Origin of the sequence: Chitinophaga sp. RAB17, from assembly GCF_052114225.1 — a bacterium.
Taxonomy (GTDB): domain Bacteria; phylum Bacteroidota; class Bacteroidia; order Chitinophagales; family Chitinophagaceae; genus Chitinophaga.
In genome coordinates this window covers 601,760-618,716 of sequence record NZ_JBFREI010000003.1, presented here as the reverse complement: position 1 = coordinate 618,716, position 16,957 = coordinate 601,760, and the positions used below count along the sequence as shown (strand labels likewise).

At 44.0% G+C, this 16,957-nt stretch carries 10 protein-coding genes and 2 tRNA genes; 1 reads left to right on the top strand and 11 read right to left on the bottom strand.

Translation table 11 applies throughout. The annotated features are described in order from the left end of the window. Positions 1-11: 11 nt before the first annotated feature. The 9 genes from AB4Z08_RS14235 to AB4Z08_RS14195 all read right to left on the bottom strand — a co-directional run bounded on the left by AB4Z08_RS14235 (position 12) and on the right by AB4Z08_RS14195 (position 15,193). Positions 12-1,466 (bottom strand): PKD-like family lipoprotein, encoded by a 1,455-nt coding sequence (locus AB4Z08_RS14235; RefSeq protein ID WP_441574414.1) that lies wholly within the window; start codon positions 1,464-1,466, stop codon positions 12-14. Positions 1,467-1,502: 36 nt separating this feature from the next. Beyond that, entirely contained in the window at positions 1,503-2,201 is a 699-nt protein-coding gene (locus AB4Z08_RS14230; protein WP_441574413.1) for a DUF4843 domain-containing protein, read from the bottom strand. A gap of 30 nt (positions 2,202-2,231) precedes the next feature. Continuing rightward, positions 2,232-3,662: a RagB/SusD family nutrient uptake outer membrane protein gene (locus AB4Z08_RS14225; protein WP_441574412.1), complete on the bottom strand. Its 1,431-nt coding sequence runs from the start codon at positions 3,660-3,662 to the stop codon at positions 2,232-2,234. Positions 3,663-3,680: 18 nt separating this feature from the next. After that, positions 3,681-7,070, bottom strand: a complete 3,390-nt coding sequence (locus AB4Z08_RS14220; RefSeq protein WP_441574411.1) for a SusC/RagA family TonB-linked outer membrane protein — start codon at positions 7,068-7,070, stop codon at positions 3,681-3,683. A 226-nt stretch (positions 7,071-7,296) separates the two neighbouring features. After that, positions 7,297-8,346 carry a FecR family protein gene (locus AB4Z08_RS14215; RefSeq protein WP_441574410.1) on the bottom strand — a complete coding sequence of 350 codons (1,050 nt, stop codon included), beginning with the start codon at positions 8,344-8,346 and terminating at the stop codon, positions 7,297-7,299. Positions 8,347-8,457: 111 nt separating this feature from the next. Beyond that, the gene (locus AB4Z08_RS14210; RefSeq protein WP_441574409.1) at positions 8,458-9,006 is read right to left on the bottom strand and encodes an RNA polymerase sigma factor; all 549 of its coding nucleotides are present in this window, start codon (positions 9,004-9,006) and stop codon (positions 8,458-8,460) included. Between the two features lie 187 nt (positions 9,007-9,193). Beyond that, a complete protein-coding gene (locus tag AB4Z08_RS14205; protein WP_441574408.1) occupies positions 9,194-11,668 on the bottom strand; it encodes an outer membrane beta-barrel protein in 2,475 nt (824 codons plus the stop codon). 169 nt (positions 11,669-11,837) lie between these two features. Then, the gene (locus AB4Z08_RS14200; protein WP_441574407.1) at positions 11,838-14,414 is read right to left on the bottom strand and encodes a TonB-dependent receptor domain-containing protein; all 2,577 of its coding nucleotides are present in this window, start codon (positions 14,412-14,414) and stop codon (positions 11,838-11,840) included. A gap of 188 nt (positions 14,415-14,602) precedes the next feature. Continuing rightward, positions 14,603-15,193 carry a DUF445 domain-containing protein gene (locus AB4Z08_RS14195; protein ID WP_441574406.1) on the bottom strand — a complete coding sequence of 197 codons (591 nt, stop codon included), beginning with the start codon at positions 15,191-15,193 and terminating at the stop codon, positions 14,603-14,605. A 129-nt stretch (positions 15,194-15,322) separates the two neighbouring features. Here AB4Z08_RS14195 and AB4Z08_RS14190 point away from each other — a divergent pair, with 129 nt between their 5' ends. Beyond that, the gene (locus AB4Z08_RS14190) at positions 15,323-15,895 is read left to right on the top strand and encodes a hypothetical protein (RefSeq protein WP_441574405.1); all 573 of its coding nucleotides are present in this window, start codon (positions 15,323-15,325) and stop codon (positions 15,893-15,895) included. Between the two features lie 86 nt (positions 15,896-15,981). Here AB4Z08_RS14190 and AB4Z08_RS14185 read toward each other — a convergent pair. After that, a tRNA-His gene (locus AB4Z08_RS14185) sits at positions 15,982-16,055 on the bottom strand. A gap of 583 nt (positions 16,056-16,638) precedes the next feature. Further along, a tRNA-His gene (locus AB4Z08_RS14180) sits at positions 16,639-16,712 on the bottom strand. Positions 16,713-16,957 lie beyond the last annotated feature (245 nt).

The window sequence follows — 16,957 nt, the reverse complement described above, 5'->3', positions numbered from 1 at the left end:
GGTTTTTGATGTTATGCAGCTTTATAGGTCATGCTTACAATTTTGCCGAATCCGGTAAATACTTTTACGTCCTGGAAATCACCCAGTGGGCTGATCTTATAGCGGTACAGTTTTCCCTCCGTACCATTCCAGGTGCCTACCATTACATCGTTGCCGGTACACTGCAGGTACGTTACCTGCTCTCCGGCCGGAATGGCTTTGATTACACGGGCTTTACCGGAAGGAATATCATACAGGTGGATGTTATTATTCACCAGGAAATAGATCTGCTGTAATTTCCTGGAGCTGGTCATTTTGGAGAAAGTTGACAGTTCAGGGGCATCACCCGTGATCAGTTTCTTAGCGATAGCAGGATCTGAGCGGTTGGCATCTATCTGGTATAAATAGATGTTGCTGTTATCTTTAAAAATGGCATTATTCAGATAAGGAGCATTGCCCTGATCCATGGCCAACAGGTCCAACCCAATATTACGCATGTCGAAATAACCACCTGCCTGCGGCGCGCTGAAAGCCACCAATGACGGGATCAGGGAAGCGCCAGAGAGATACACAAAGCCTTTACTTTTTGTATCATAGAAGAAAGCAGTATACGGCGTTTTTTCATCCGTATAAGGCTGCGGACCTACACCGGTATAGGAAGAAAAATAATAATCATCGCCTTTACCGCCCGGGAATGGAAGGGTATTCAGATATTTTACATCTCCCGGAAAACCACCGGCAAAACGGGCATGTAAAAGACCATTGTTAATCAGGATATATACACCAGTGTTAATTTGCCTGAACTTTTGCGGATGAAATACAGCCGGTGTTTCCCAGAACCAGCTGGTATAATCCGTGAGCTTTGTCATTTGGGTATACTCCAGTTCTATGGCGTTATCAGCGCCAAACATCCACACTGATTTCTCACCGTAATGGTTGGTGGTAGCTACCTGCAACGGATTATTCAGTACATAGTCTTTATTCAGCTCCGTGAAAATATGATGGAAAGAAGTATCTGTTCCCAGGATAATCGTCATATCCGTTTTACCAGCCAGGTCTTCCATCACCAGCCATCCTTCGCTGAAACGGTTGATGACCTTGAGGTCGAAAAATTTAAAATAAGACACACCGGAAGCCTTTACGGTTACTTTGTAAATAAGCCGGTAGATGCCGGGCTTTACGCGGATCGACTGATGCAGATAGCGGGTGCTGTCCAGGATGTACACCGGGTACGCATCTTCAGAATCGTTCTGGTGAATACTCCATTCATACACCAGTCCTTTGTCACCCACAGGAATAGATTCCTTAATGTCCGGTTTCACTGTTAAGGTATCAAACTGCAGTACAGCCGCTACCGCCGTAGTATCGGAGATCGTAATTTCATTGATGGGTTTAACGTCTTTATTGCTGTTGTCTTTCAGGCAGCCGGACAGTGTGAGCATCAGCAGCAGTAAAGCACCTGACCAATTATATATCGACAATTTCATATTGCAATTTTTAGGATAAAGAAAAAAGATGACCCGTTAAATGGCTGGAAAGGTTACCCGATTGCCATTTTCATCTATCAGCGGACCATTCTCGTTTTCATACTTCACCAGTTCCACGCGCATTTTCTGCAGGATAGACATGATCTCAGAGAACTGTGCGCCGGTGCCCATCGTAATGGCAGTAGTGCCCAGTCTTGATACCATAAACTGGTGTTTGGTCAATGAATAGGCGCCGTAAAAGAAGTCGCTCCAGTCGGCGGGCTTCAGCAGCTTATCCGTTACCCTTACCTGGTAATTCAGGCTGTTGCCGAATCCCGCGGCAAAATCATCGGAGGAGGCTATACGAAAATAAATAGAGAACACCTTGTCTTTCATGTCTGCTGTGCGGAACAGGTATACTGGAAACTTAATAGCATATTGACCGGCCTTTATAACGGTGGGGCCTATATCAAAATGTTTTCCTTTTACAGCAGTGGAGCTGTCTGCGATCACGAGATTAAATTTTCTGTCTGCATTTGCAGCCAGTCCGCTGATCCGGATATTGAGGTACACGGTATCTTTCAATACAGTATCAGGTTTAACCACGAAAGTATAATTGATACTATCGGGCATTACAAAATCCCTTGAGAAATAGATAGCAGGGGCTTCTTTATACATCAGCCGCTCTTCCTTACCACATGCACTTGCCAGTAGATATAATATGGCTGTTGCTATCAGCCTGGAAATATTTTTCATGTTTGATGATTTATGAAGATGCAGGTATGATTATTTTCCAAACTCTATTTCCTGGTTAGGCAATGGCAGCACATACTGCGTGTTATTGATGGTACCATTCAGGGAGCCTTCAATTTTAGCCAGGTTTAATCGTTTGTAATAGAAGAAGAGTTGTCCCAGGCAGATAAAATCTTTGCGATACTCTTTAAATATTTCATTCTGCAAAGTAGCTGCATCAAGGCCGGCCGGCAGTTCTGCAATGTTACGGGCAGACCTGATCTTATTCAGCCATTTGAGCCCTTCTGCAGGAGAAGGTTCACTTTCGGCTGCGATGTAGTACATCTCTGAGAGCGATATTACAGGAATCCTTTTCTTCAGTTCTTCCCTGTTTTCATCTATCTGCCAGAGCTTACCAGGGAAAATAATTCCATTGCTTACGCTCCACAGGCTATTGCTCACAAAGCGGATGTCGGTGCTTCCCCCCGATGTGGTTTCGAACACAGCTTTTCTGCGTTCTTCTGTAACAGTAAATTTCTTGTAGATCTTGTCGCCGGTGGCCATCATGAAATAGCTGGTTACCGGATCCTTTAGTTTGGAAACATAAATCGCAAATATGTGTTCCGGTGTAAAGGTCCTGTCGAGATCTTTCGCATTGGCAGTCAGTTCAGCAGATGTGATGAAACGAAAGTTATTGCTGGCGATGACTTCTTTCGCGTAAGGAAGTGCATGTACTTTATCGTTGTTATAGAGATAGAGCCTTGCCAACAATGCTTTTACTGCCCAGTAGTTCATCCGGTTTTTGCGAAAGGCGAGGAAGTCATCGTTACCGCCTGGATTGGTCATTTGCGGATATACTTTCAATAATGCTTCTGCTTCTTTCAGGTCTTTTTCACAAAGAGCTATCACCTCACTTACTTTCAAACGTGCCTGTGGTGTTACGGTAAAGGCGGTCATGTAAGGAATGGCGGTGGCATTGGCATCTGACTTAGGAGAGGGCGCATATAAGCGCAGCAGGTCGAAATGCAGGAATGCTCTCAACGCCAGTGCTTCCCCTTTAATGATATTATAATTATCGGCAGCAAAGATGGATTTTTTGTCATCAATGTTCTTCAGGATGTAGTTTGTTTGCGCAATGGTGGCATACATACTACCCCAGATATTATTGATGATAGCTGTTATGCCGGCATTGTTATATTGATAGGTAGCCGCGTAAAAAAAGTCGTGGTCTATTTTCGTGGTGTTATCGTATCCCTGCGACAGCACTTCCAGGAAGCTGAAGGTGAGGTTGGCACCGTACAGTTGTCCATCGGCTGCTTTCTGATAGCTGCCATACAATGCATCTTTAAATCCCTGTTCCGTAGAAAATTGTTCTGATTCCTTGATCTCTGTTTTGGGCCTTACATCCAGCCATTTCTTGCAGGAAGTAAAAGTGAGTGTGGCCGAGGAAGCTACCAGGAAAAGTATATTGCGTAGATGTTTCATGTTCAGATCCCTTTAAGATTAAAAAGTAGTTTGTAACTGTAAAGTGAAGCTGCGGCTGAAAGGATAGTCCAAACCTCTTTCCCGCTTAATACCCGACCACCAGAACAGTTGATTGGTAAAGAGTGTCACCTTGGTATCGTGCAGGCGTAACCGTGCATTCTGCGCGTCACTTAAACGATAATACAACGAAGCACTTTCGAGACTCAGCCAATCATCCTTTTGTACAAAGCGTGAGGTGGCGTAGGTAGTAGATGTAATGGTATATCCGTTGTTATCCACAATGCCTTTGTAAAAGGTAACATCCCCCGGCTTTTTCCAGCGTTCTTCAAATACGCGGCGATCCACATTGAGACTCATATCTGCGCTTTCTACTCTGTCGACCAGTGTCTGGTTATAAGTATAGCCACCGAACCTGTAACGGAAGTAAAGGTTTAACCCGAAGCCTCTTTTTTCAAAGTTGGTTCCGAAGGTTCCTTCGAGGGTGGCGCGTGCATCGCCTACAATTACCTGGTCCAGCGGATCGTACACCGTGGTGGTAGTGCCGTTGCGGGTACGGTAAATTTCCCTTCCGGAAGAAGGATCGATGCCAAGTGAGGGTACTGCCCATATAGCGGTGGTACTGCGCCCTTCCGCAAACCTGGCCAATGGCGCAGTGCTGAGTGATTCTGTATTCTTTTTGTTGAGTTGTTCGAGGGTGTTGGAAATTTTCTCAATCTTATTCTGTACATGGAAACCGTTGGCAAACACTGACCAGCTGTCGCGGTTGCGGGGATTCGAGAAAATGGTATAACGCAGGTTTACTTCATATCCTTTACTTACCACATCACCCATATTATCCATATACATAGAGAAGCCGGTGGATGGAGCAGTAGTGATGGATACTACAGATCCTTTTGTTTTCTCCTGGAAATAGTTGGCTGTTATATCCAGTCGTTTGAAGAAAGTTCCATCAATACCAACATTACTTTTTGCGGTTTGCTGCCAGGCAAGGTTGGGATTGCCAAAGCCAAGCAGGGAAGTACCGAGGTGATATAAGTAATCCTGGTCGGTGTAATACTTGCTGGTAGTAAGTCCCAGGTAGCTGGCAAAATTTGATGAGCCGGTGTAGCCATATGAGTAGCGTAATTTCAGGCGGTTGATAGCAGCACTGTTTTTCAGGAAGCTTTCGTTATGAAGATTCCAGCCGCCGCCTACGCTCCAGAAGGAAGCAAAACGCTTGTTGGCGCCAAATTGTGACGAGCCATCCAAACGGTAGGATACATCCAGCAGGTAGCGGTTATCGTACGCATAACTTAAGTTGGCAAAATAACCCAACAGGCGGGTAAGTCCTTCCAGGCCTAATGGTCGGGTACCTGTTTTATAACCATTTCCGAGTGATACCTGGTCCAGTTTATCGTTAGGGAAACCGTTGATGGTATATGATTCTGAAGTCAGTTTATCCTGCCGGATGGTAGTACCCAGTGAAGCAAAGAACATATGAGATCCAAAGGATTTATTCAGGTCTGCCATAAAAGACCCGTCAATGGTGTTCCTCAGGCCATAGCCTTTGGTATAGGATCCTTTTTCATAATAGCGCTCTACGGGAATACTATCGAATGATGTATGCTGGGCCGGAAGGAAGTCGTCTCCGCCGGTGGTAGTGCGCTGGTAAGCAAAACGGGCAGTAAAGCGCAGCCATTCTTTCGCCTGCCATTGTGCAAAAAAGTTGTTGGTAATATTTTGCTGGGTGGCCTGATCTACAGTGTGTAGGGATACGTTGTAAACAGGGTTCAGTCTTGAAGCCAGGCGTGCACCATCGTAAAACCGGATATCTTCCAGGTAGTACTTTGGACGTCCGTCTGCATCATAAGGCGACCAGTAAGGATTTAATTTGGTATAGGTATAAAATGAACCATAGGGTGAGTTAACAGACTTGTTGAAATTAAGGGTGAGATCGTTCCTGAATAGGAAATTTTTATAGCGATAGGACAAATAGGTGTTACCGGAAATATTCTGTCGGCTGGAGCCTTTCATGACACCTTCTGTGGTATTATAGGTACCGTTTAGACCATACAATATTGATTCGGAGCCACCTTCCACATAGAGGTTATGGGTGCTGCCAATGCCATTACGCAGGGGAACATTGAGCCAGTCGGTATTGATGCCTTTGGCCACTTCCGCCAGTCGGTAGTTGTATAGAAAATCTTTTCTTTCCTGCCAAACAGGGTTGGGGTAGCCATTATACAATCCTGCCTCTTTTTCCAGTTGCAGCTTTTCTTTTGAGTTAACCAGGTCATATCCTTTCAGGTCAGGTAGCTCTGCTACAACGCTACCGGTATAGGTTACACGTAAACGGCCTTCACGCGGCCGGATAGTTTCAATCACAATAACGCCGTTGGCTGCACGGGAACCGTAAATGGAAGTGGCGGCGGCATCTTTTAAAATAGTTACTTTGGCGATACGATTCATATCAAAATCGTTTACCCGTTGTAGTGATACCTCGAAGCCATCCATGATGAACAATGGTGTATTGGGGCTGGTGGTGAAGTCGTATACATTGCTCTGATTGGTTCCATTCAGATTTCCCAGGCTGTTGCCGCCTCTTACCACTATATTGGGTAATGTGTTGGGATTGGAGCCGGCATTGATGTTTTGAGGCATCTGGAAAGAGGGGTCGAGGGCACTGAGGGCAGTCAGTACACTATTACCGGATACCCTGGTCAGTTCTTCTTTGGTATAGGAAGTGGCTGCCCCCGTGAAGTTTTCTGCTGGCCTGGAAAACAAACCGGTGACTACTACTGCATTCAGTGATTTGGAACTGGTACTGAGTTTAATGGTGAGATTGGCAGATTTGCGCACTTCCACTTCTTTCGATTCGTAACCTACGTAGGTGATCTGTAGTACGGCCTTACCAGCGGACAGGGTCACCGGTAATCTAAAGGCACCTACTTCGTTGGAAGTGGTGCCATTGAGTATTTTGTTTCCCTTTTCAATAATAGTGGCGCCCACTATCTGGTCGCCACTTTTTTCATCGAGGATACGGCCGGTTATAATAGTTTGTTGTTGTAGCTCTCCCTCCACGTTGTCGGTGATACCCGGATTGGTGGCAGGTTTTACAAACAATACCACGCTGCTGTCTACCTCCCGGTAAGCCAGGTTGGTATTTTCCAGTACTGCATTCAGGGTGGTACTTACAGAGCGACTGGCGGTGGGCAGTGTAATATGTTTGTATTTTGCTACAGCAGTTGGCGGATAAGCAAAAAGAAATCCGCTGGCCTGCTCAATTTTTTTAATGGCACTGTGGAGTGTTTCATCTCTCAGGCCCAGTGTAATTGTTTTCTTTCCCAGTTCCTGTGCTGACAGCGGTGCTGCCGGCAGGAGCTGAATGGATAATGCCAGCAGAAAAAAATACAAGAAAATTATCTTCATAATAAAACCTGTTTTGCCCTTTTTCTTAATGTATGGTTGGTTGATTCGCATAGGGACATAGCGATCCCTCACGGAGATTAGATCCATAATTCTGATGGTTGATTTTAGATAATTACTATTAAAGAAAATGGCAACTATGCGCGGTGCACAACGCGCCGTACCAGGTGAAGATCTTCACCGATGTTATATTCCGTTTGTTGACTAATGACCGTCTATAAGCGTTTATTTATTGGTTGGCACATCCTTCGCCGTTCAGTACTACCTTATCGTTCGGATAAATGGTGTACCCGGCATTTGCCACACTGCAAATAATCGTCAGCACTTTCTCCAAAGGCTGATTATGAAAAAATGATCCTGCGATGCGGCAATGTTTTAATGACTCATTGGCAAATAATATTTTCACATGATATTTATCTCCAATCATAACAGCTGCTTCTTCCATACTCACGTCATCCAGGACAAGGAATTCATCTTTCCATTTCACCACTTCCATACTTTTCACCTGTGCACGTGTCACAGTACTGGTAAGCATATTAACGGATAGCTGTTGATCCGCCACCAATACGCCGTAGCTGTTTTTTTCATCTGCTACTTTCACTTTACCCCTGGTAACTGTTACTACTACCCGTTGTTGGTCAGCCGATGTTTTTACATTAAAGGCTGTTCCCAACACCTGTGTACTGAGTTTGCCCGTTTTCACGATAAAGGGTTTACCTGCCACTTCTTTAATATCAAAATAAGCTTCTCCCCATAGCCTTACTTCTCTTTTATCGCCTTTAAAGTCGCGGTTATATTCCAGGCGGCTGTTGTCGGCCAGTAACACTGTACTTCCATCAGGCAGTCTTACAAATTTCGATTGTACTTCTACCACTTCTTCTTCAGCTGCTACTTTAGCGGCCGGCAAAGCAATAGCTACCGGCGACTTTTTTTCGCGGGTTTGCCACCACCAGCCCGCGAAAGGCAGTACCAGTAAACCCGTTATCACAGCAGCTATCGCGAGCCTGCGTATGCTGCGGCGGCGATTCGGTTTAAGTGGGATGATGCTGGCGATATGTGATTCGGCAGACATAATATTGCCGATCATTTCATGATAACGTTCAAATGAAACATCAGGTTCCATTACACCGCTATCCCATTCCGCATCTATCCGGTTTTTTATTGCGTCATCAAAGCTGCCTTTGTTAATCATTCCCCTCAATTCATCCCACTCTTCCCTGCTGGCTTTTCCGGCAAGGTATTTATCCATTAATTCATTGAATCCAGGGTTGTTCGACATAACGATTACAATAACTTTACAGGAACTTACAGGTATCTTTCCAAAACTTACATAATAATAGACACCTGGTAAATTCCAATGGTGGAGGGTGAAAGGATATATTTTTTATTGTTATTTAATCAGGGACATTAGCAGGAGGATGCTAATGCTACCATTGAGGTAGCGGCGGATAGACTGTAACGCCCTGGCCATATGGGATTTCACGGTAACTGCGGAGATTTGCATGCGGTTGGCGATGTCCTCATGACTCAGCCCTTCTTCTTTGGCGAGCCGGTATACTTCCCGTTGCTGTGGCGACAATTGTTCCAGGGCGGCCCGGACAATTTCCTGGTATTGGTGTTCCTGTACGCGATGGTCGGTATCGTTTACCATTATATCCCTGCGTCCCAGTTCTTCGTGCGCAGCGGCTTCATTGGCCAACTTGCGAAACCGGTTAAGTACCAGGTTCCTTGTTACCACTTTGAGATAGGCATCCAGGTTCTTTACGTCAGAAAGGCTTTCACGTTTCAGCCAGCACTTGAGGAATACATCCTGTACCACTTCTTCGGCGGCAGCCTGCGATCGCAGAAACCGGAATGCTACGGAATACACTTTTGTACGGTAGCGGCTAAAAAGCTCCGTAAAAGCATACTCACTGCCCTGTGCTAACAGCTTCAGCATTGTATTTTCATCGTAATTACCACGGGAGGCCATATCCACCTGTATATATGATTGCCCGACAAAATAGTTTAAAATATTTTAGTAAAAGCAAAAAAGGGTTGAGTTATCCGGGTAAGGGGCAAACAGGAAGGTATAGCAATATGCCTGCAAAAAAAAAGCGCCTCAATATGAGACGCCTCCTTTTTCATTAAAGCCTGCCTGTGCCTTCCTTCGGTTTATCTTCTTCCTTTTTATCTTCTTCTTCGGATGTGTGTTTCTTTTTCTTGAACAGGTTAGGATCCATTTTGCCAAACCGGTACCGCACATTCAGGCGGATAAAGCGGGTGGCCCTTTTGCGGTCGTAGTCCTGTATAAAAGTAGCTGTTTCGTAATGTGAGCTGAACTGTTGCGAATTCAGGATGTCGGAGATATTCAGTGCCACCACCAGCGCTTTTGTTTTCATGAACTCTTTACGGATACCCAGATCCATACCATTCATGGCCTTGAAGGTTCCTTGCGGCTGTATCCTGGGAGAACGGAAATGGCCGCCTAACTCAATACTAAACCTGCCAGGTATACGAAACTGGGTATTGCCGTTTAATCCATAGCTGAAGTTTTCGTTATTGACAGTAATGCTGGTGAGCTTATTATATTCCAGGTTCAGATTGGCCCATACTTTCCACCATTTGGTCAGGTTTAAGCTGTAGGATACATTACCTCCTATATTCTGCTGGGTGGCCAGGTTCATTGGTTTGGTAGTGGTTACACCTGAAATGGTGTCCAGTGTACTGATACGATCAATGTTGTCATTGGTTTGCGCATAGTAGGTACTTGTACTCAGGTAATTATTTGATTTAGGATAATACACCGAGTAGCTGACTTCAAATTTATGGGACAGCGCGGGCTGTAGTTCCGGGTTTCCCGTCCGGATGTTTTGCGGATCGGAGTTATTGATATATGGCAGCAGCTGATCAAAATTGGGGCGGTCTATACGGGTAGAGTAGTTGAATACCAGGCTTTGGTTTTGATTCTTTGGTAAATTGTACTTGAGGAATACGCTGGGGAACAGGTTAAAGAAGCGGTTATTCACCGTGGTGTCTCTGGTTACAGAGTAGCCTTTCAGGTAAGATTGTTCTGCACGTACCCCTACCTGGTAGCCGAGGTTGCCAATGGCGTTTGCAAAGTTGATGTATCCGCCGTAAATATCTTCTTCATAATTATACTGATTAGACAAAGTAGGGCTTACTACGTAATCTTTCTCCGTCCAGTCGTACAGGGAGGCGATATAGTTATTGTCGATATGCCGCATAGTGGCTTTTACGCCGGTTTCCAGCTTACCTTTTTTCCCGATGGGAGAAGTGTAGTCCGACTGCATATTCCAGAAACGGTTACCATTGTTGCTCTTATTGCTTTGCTTATCCGCATTGGGCAGGGTATCTATTCCTTTGTACTGATATTGTGTGTTATAGCTGCTGGTATTGTTGCTTTTATTACCGCTGTAGCTGACATAAGCCGTCAGTTCCTGGTTTTCTTTCGCAAAAGTATGTTTGTAGTTGAGATTGGTGTTATTGTTATTGTTGTGATTATCACTGTTGTTATCCCGGTTTCCGAAATGCAATGTTTCTCTTTTTTCATCCATGTAATTGAGGTAGATGTTATCCTCATTATCGCTTTTGCTGAAATTTAATCCCTGGGAGATCGTAAAGGTATTATGATCGTCCATAAAATAATCGAAGCCAAAGCGTCCGCCATTGTTGCTGTTATTGTTAACGTTTTTACTAGCCTGAGAAAAGAAGGAAGTATTACTGCTGTCAGCAACCAGGTTTTGGCGTGAGCTGAGGCCACTGCCGTTTACGTGTTCATAGCGACCGTTGTAGTTGCCGAAGAAATTAAAACGTCTCATGCGCAGACTAGCATTTACGCTTCCGTTGGCTTCACCGCGGGTGGCACCGCCTGCATTGAACATGACGTTATATCCGAAGGCTTTGTCTTTTTTTAGTACGATGTTGATAATACCGCCGCTGCCGTTCGCTTCGAATTTAGCAGAAGGGTTGTTGATGACTTCCACACGATCAATACTTTCTGCCGGGATCATTTGCAGCGCGGTTTTGGCATCTCCGAAAGGAGAGGGTTTGCCATCTACATAAATGGTCACGCTTTTACCTCTGAGGGTAATGTTATCGTCTATGTCTACATCTACGCTGGGGATATTTTTTAGTATATCCGTTCCCGTGCCTCCTTCTGCATTAATCATGTTGCCGGCATCAAATACCTGCCGGTCTATCTGCATGGAGAATGCTGGTTTTTCTGCTTTGATTTCCACGRCATTCAATACTTTGCCGGCAGACTGCAGGCGCAGGGTTCCGGCGAGTGTATTTTTTCCTTCCACTACACGGATGGCTTTCTCCATTTTTTCGTAGCCCATGAAGGTGATACGTAAAACATATATGCCAGGAACAATATTATTGAGTGTGAAATTGCCGGTGGGCGTAGTATATGCACCGGTCACCATCGTAGAGTCTGCCTGTTTGAGCAATACTACAGATGCGTATTCAATGGGCTTTCCGGTAACAATATCTGCTACTTTGCCGGTAACTTTTAATGCAGCCGGAATTGTCGTTTGTGCGTTGACGTTATATGACATAACAAACAGCACGAACATGAGTGATAGAAAATTTCGCATGCGTGGATTTAGCAACTTTATAAGTGATACAACAACACCGTAAAAGTAATAGGCATAAGCTTAAACGTTAACGAAATATGATGAGTGGTAGCTAAAAAAACATGGCCGGCAGCAGTGCAGTTGCACTACTAACCGGCCTGTGGTTTGCATTCACCTTCTTTAATATGTTTTAGAAGCTCTGCATGGGATCCCCCATCTGCTGGTCACTTCCCTGATCTTTCTTTTTCTTTTTGAATAAGGATGCATCAAACTTACCGAAGCGGTAGCTGAAGTTCAGTTTGAGTACACGTGATTCGCGTTTGCGGATATAATCCTGTGCGAAGCCCGGAGATACCTGGTTTAGCTCATACTGACGGGTATTGAATATGTCGGATAAGCTGAGCGTCAATGAGGCCGCTTTATTTTTCAGGAAGTCTTTTTTCACTGCAACGTCAACGGTACTAAAGCCTTTGATAGTACCTTGTGCGGAAGATGGAATTTGGTTAAATCCACCACCACCTCCTCCGCCACCGCGGCCACCGCCACCACCACCGCCGGAAGAAGGAAGTGCAATAGTAGGCGCCTGGTAAGTGGCATTTACCTGTACGGTAAAGTTAGCAGGTAACTTTGTTTCTGAATTTATTTTGGCGAACCAGCTAAATCCATTGTTATCAAAATTCTGACCGTTGGCATTCACCTTCATATCTGTTTGATACAGGTTCACGTTGCTGGTAAGATCCCATCCTTTTAAGATCTGATTTTTTAAGGTCAGTTCCGCACCGTAGGAGTTACTTCTGTTGGCATTGATGTACTGTGTCAGCAGCGTATCTGCACCAATAGGTGTGCTGATGGTAGAAATCATATTGTTGGTATTCCTGAAGTAGATGCTACCAAGGAAATTACTGTTGGCCCAGTTTTTTACGTAAGAAAATTCGAAGCTGTTGGTATATTCCGGTTTCAGGTTAGGATTTCCTTCGCGTTGATTTTGCGGATCGCTGTAATCGCGGTAAGGAATCAGCTGAAAGAAGTTCGGTCTGTTTACGCGGCGTGAATAGTTCAGCTGCAGCTCCTGATCGTGTTTTAATTTTTCCGACAGGAACAAGCTGGGATAGAACCCGGGTACGGCTTTGGTAGGTTTGTATTTCGTGCCTTCATTTTCTCCTGCATATACATATTGCTCTACGCGTAACCCTGCCTGGTAGCCGAAGTTGCCGATGGTACTGGCAAAATTGGCGTAGCCTGCATATATTTCTTCGTTGTATTTGTAGTTGTTGGATAGCAGTGGGTTATTGATAAATTTACCGGTGAGGGTGTCTTTATCAAATACATCATATAAACTGGTATAGTCACGCAAAGTGGCTTTGGCTCCCAGTTCCAGCTTACCATTTTTTCCGATGGGATTGGTGTAATCCGTTTGGAAAGTCATGAAAGTTGTTTTGCCGGAAGTGGTATTGTTTTGCAGCAGTGCTTGTCCAAGTGGATCTCCCATGGCATTTTTTGCCTGTGTGAGATAGTCGCCGCTACGGCTGTTGGAACTCTTGTTATAGTTAATGTCTGCAGTCCATTCTTTATTTGGTTGCGCAAAAGTATGTTTAAAACTCAGTGTAGTCGTGTAGTTCCGGAAGTTGAAGTTGTTATTGTTTAAACGATCACTGATACCGGTAACCACATGATTTTTATCGGAGAAGGTGCTGGAGAGGTCTTCATTATTTTTGAAATCTCCTGCAACGATATTTTGTGCCACCGAAATGGTGTTACGGTTATCGAGCATATAATCCAATCCAAAACGTCCGAACTGAAACAGTGGTTTACTGGTGCTGTTGCTGTTCTGGAAGAGGTAGTTGGTATCCGTTACTGCACCACTGCGGTAGTTGCTGCGGTTGGTGGTACCATCGGCCCAGTTGTGGTTGGAATTGATATTGTAGTTGGCAAATACGTTGAATTTTCCCTGGCGTATATTGATATTACCGCCGCCATTATATTTGTTACCGGTACCGGCGCCAATGTTTACTGCGCCATTGAAACCGGCTTTGCGGTTTTTCTTCAGCACAATATTTAGTATTCCTGACATTCCTTCTGCGTCATATTTGGCAGATGGATTGGTAACGAGTTCAATACTTTCGATGGCATCAGCCGGAATCTGATCCAGGGTGAGGGTAGAAGGTTTACCATCTACAAAGATATTGGGAGAAGCATTACGTACCGTTACATTACCGTCCAGGTCAACGTTTACGGAGGGTACATTTTTTAGTACATCCTGTGCGGTACCTCCTACACTGGTAAGGTTGCGGTCTACATTAAATACTTTTTTATCTATGCCCATGGCGAAAGCGCTCTTTTGCCCGGTAATTTCCACGCTTTGCAGTGTTTTTACATTCTGGGCCATTTTTATGTTACCCAGGTCCTGTTCCAGTGTTTGAGCGGTGATCATCACCTTCTTCTGCAGGCTGGTATACCCCATGAAATTAACGCGCAGGATCATTGGGCCAAAGGGGAGATTTTCCAGGCTGAAGTCGCCATTTGATTTAGTGAGCATACCGGTTACAAGGGAGGAGTCCCGTTGCTTTAATATGGTAACGGAGCCGTATTCGATTGGTTTTCCGGTTTTGGCATCGACCAGTTTACCGTACAAGTGGCCAATCTGCGGCATGTTGGGTCTTCCCTGTTGTCCTTGTCCCTGCTGGGGGGCTGTTGCTTTAGGTGCCTGTGCAAAGGCGTTTACCTGCCACAAGAGTATACCAGCAATTACTGCATAGCATTTTTTCATCCTTATCGGTTTTTATCCGGACTTTCTTCTCAGATAAGGACAAATGTATCGGGGTATAGGTATGAATGGTTTGAGATTGTGATGAGCGGAATGATTGCCCGCAGGAAATCACAAAAATGACCGCTAAGAGGTCTTAACAGTAGTTAACAGAGTTGTCTTTTATCGCTTGTAATCCGGGTATGTAAAGGTTATAACAGTGAGATGCCCAGGCAAATTAATCCGGTAATTAAACCGCTGATGGCCCCCAGCATTTTGAAGCTTTGCAGTTCTTTTTGCAGCAGATCATGCGTGATGGCTTCCAGTTTATCTGCAGAGATGCCTGCAATTTTTTGGGATACTATTTTTTCCAGGTCCAGGTCCTGTTGTACATTATCGAGGTATTGGCTGATCAATAATGGAAACAGGGTATCGAGTTCTGCTACGAGATGGGTTTTAATCTGGTTCACGATACTGTCGCCAATGAACATGGAAAGTACTGGCATGGCTTTCGGTAGTTTTTCCCGCAGAAAAGTATCGAGGTGTGCTTCTACCAAAGGAATAATATTTCTGATCTTCTCCGGATCGGTGAGTTTGGTTTTGATATCGTCAAAGGAAAATAATTGTTTACCTACCAGTGCACCGAGACTATTAGCCAGCTGGGCTTGTCTTTTAGGGAATAAACCTTGCAGGGTAACGAAGCCTAGTTTAACGGGTTTGTATGGACGAAAAAGGAGGGTTACAGCGAGGCTGTTGAGTAACCAACCAATGAGAGCAGCGATGAGGGGAAGAAAAAATATCATTATGCGTTATTAATTTTCAGGTTTGCACAAATGTAGAAAATCAATAGGCAAAACAAATAATTAAAAAACAAAGTGGGCGCTGATAAATTAATTATTTTTAATGTAATTATTATCTATACCTGTAAACTTATGCTATACCGCTTCACGAAAAGAGTAATTGTTGATAGTTATAATAATGGATTTGTAAATACCGGCAAGCATCAGCTTTTTAGTGTGTATGATGGCGAAACGATGATGGGGGAGTTTTACTATAATGCAAAGATGAGCTTTTTCTACTTTGGAGATACACGGATGAAAATTGCGCCAGTGGGGAAGCGACTTTTCAAGGATATGTCTATTATAGATGACTATACGGGTAAGATTGCCGGGAATTATGAAATTAACCAATGGATAGCAATAGGACATAGGGAATCGATATGGCTAAATGGCATGGAGTATACTTTCCGAAAAATTAAACCAGAGTTGAAATACTCCATGTTTAAGAAGCATACCTGGGGGCAATACAGATATCGGGTCACTAATGGGATAGATGAAATGATCTATTATTTTAAACTGGGTTTCTTTTGGGAGTTAGGGGCCACTACCCTGGACAGACCTTTTGAAGGAACGATTGAAGTAAGCAGTGATAATAAGATGGTATTGTTTGCCAGCTTTTATTTCATTGGCGAATTATTGGAAGAGGATTTTATCAGGGGGGATTGATAAAAAAATCTGGTAAAGTTTCATTAGGATATCACATGTTTAAAATAAAAAAGGCTTCCTTTTACAGAAGCCTTTTCATTTTTTTGGGTGATTGAAGGGTTTCGAACCCTCGACCCTCAGAACCACAATCTGATGCTCTAACCAACTGAGCTACAACCACCGTTTCCTAACGGTTACCCCGTTTTTCGGAGTGCAAATATAAGAGAATCTTTTTCTACTAAAGAAATTTTTCTCTATATTTTTTCAGAGAATATTTTTCCTACGGAAGAAGTATAATTTTTTGTTTGCATGTTGTGGCAAACATGGGGAGGTTATGGATCAAATTGAAAAATTTGGGAATATCTTTCTTCAATATTCCCAAAAAGTCGTTCGACCCGCGTCTGCCATTCCCAAATTGCCCCTGGATTATCTTTATTGGAGCCACTGTGGCTATTTTGGGCCTCCGTTCGCCATTTCATCCTGGCTATACATCCCCGCATCAAGTCCACCTCACCCCCGCATCAAGTCCACCTCAAGTCCACCTCTGCTGCACTGCTTCTGTATATACATAGCGGGTGTGAAGCATGTGCTCAACGGTGTCAATGTAATGAATAGGTAATGTTGACTATAATAATGGGTGTTTTATGCTTAAAATTTACACGATACTCAAATTTTCAACCTGATCCCCGTTATTATGAGCATTGATTTAGGAGAGGTATAAAAACAAAAAAGGCTTCTTTTTACAGAAGCCTTTTTAACGGTTGGGTGATTGAAGGGTTTCGAACCCTCGACCCTCAGAACCACAATCTGATGCTCTAACCAACTGAGCTACAACCACCGTATTTCGTTGTTGGGAGTGCAAAGATAAGCGAAACTATTTTTAAATTCCAAATACTTTGAATAAAAAATTTTCAAGGAATTACACATGAAGAGAAATTTATAAATGAGTGAAGCTGAAAACAGGAGAAATAAAAGGGGCCTGCAATAGGAGGCAGGGCAGATGAAAATGCCCTTGACAAATCAGCATTTACATTTTTAGGTGAATGAATTGATGTATTGCGCAATCATTTTTCAGGTACCTGA

Coding starts and splice junctions, on each gene's coding strand:
- AB4Z08_RS14190 (WP_441574405.1), top strand. CDS start 15,323: ATGCTATACCGCTTCACGAAAAGAGTAATTGTTGATAGTTATAATAAT.
- AB4Z08_RS14200 (WP_441574407.1), bottom strand. CDS start 14,414: ATGAAAAAATGCTATGCAGTAATTGCTGGTATACTCTTGTGGCAGGTA.
- AB4Z08_RS14225 (WP_441574412.1), bottom strand. CDS start 3,662: ATGAAACATCTACGCAATATACTTTTCCTGGTAGCTTCCTCGGCCACA.
- AB4Z08_RS14215 (WP_441574410.1), bottom strand. CDS start 8,346: ATGTCGAACAACCCTGGATTCAATGAATTAATGGATAAATACCTTGCC.
- AB4Z08_RS14220 (WP_441574411.1), bottom strand. CDS start 7,070: ATGAAGATAATTTTCTTGTATTTTTTTCTGCTGGCATTATCCATTCAG.
- AB4Z08_RS14235 (WP_441574414.1), bottom strand. CDS start 1,466: ATGAAATTGTCGATATATAATTGGTCAGGTGCTTTACTGCTGCTGATG.
- AB4Z08_RS14195 (WP_441574406.1), bottom strand. CDS start 15,193: ATGATATTTTTTCTTCCCCTCATCGCTGCTCTCATTGGTTGGTTACTC.
- AB4Z08_RS14230 (WP_441574413.1), bottom strand. CDS start 2,201: ATGAAAAATATTTCCAGGCTGATAGCAACAGCCATATTATATCTACTG.
- AB4Z08_RS14210 (WP_441574409.1), bottom strand. CDS start 9,006: ATGCTGAAGCTGTTAGCACAGGGCAGTGAGTATGCTTTTACGGAGCTT.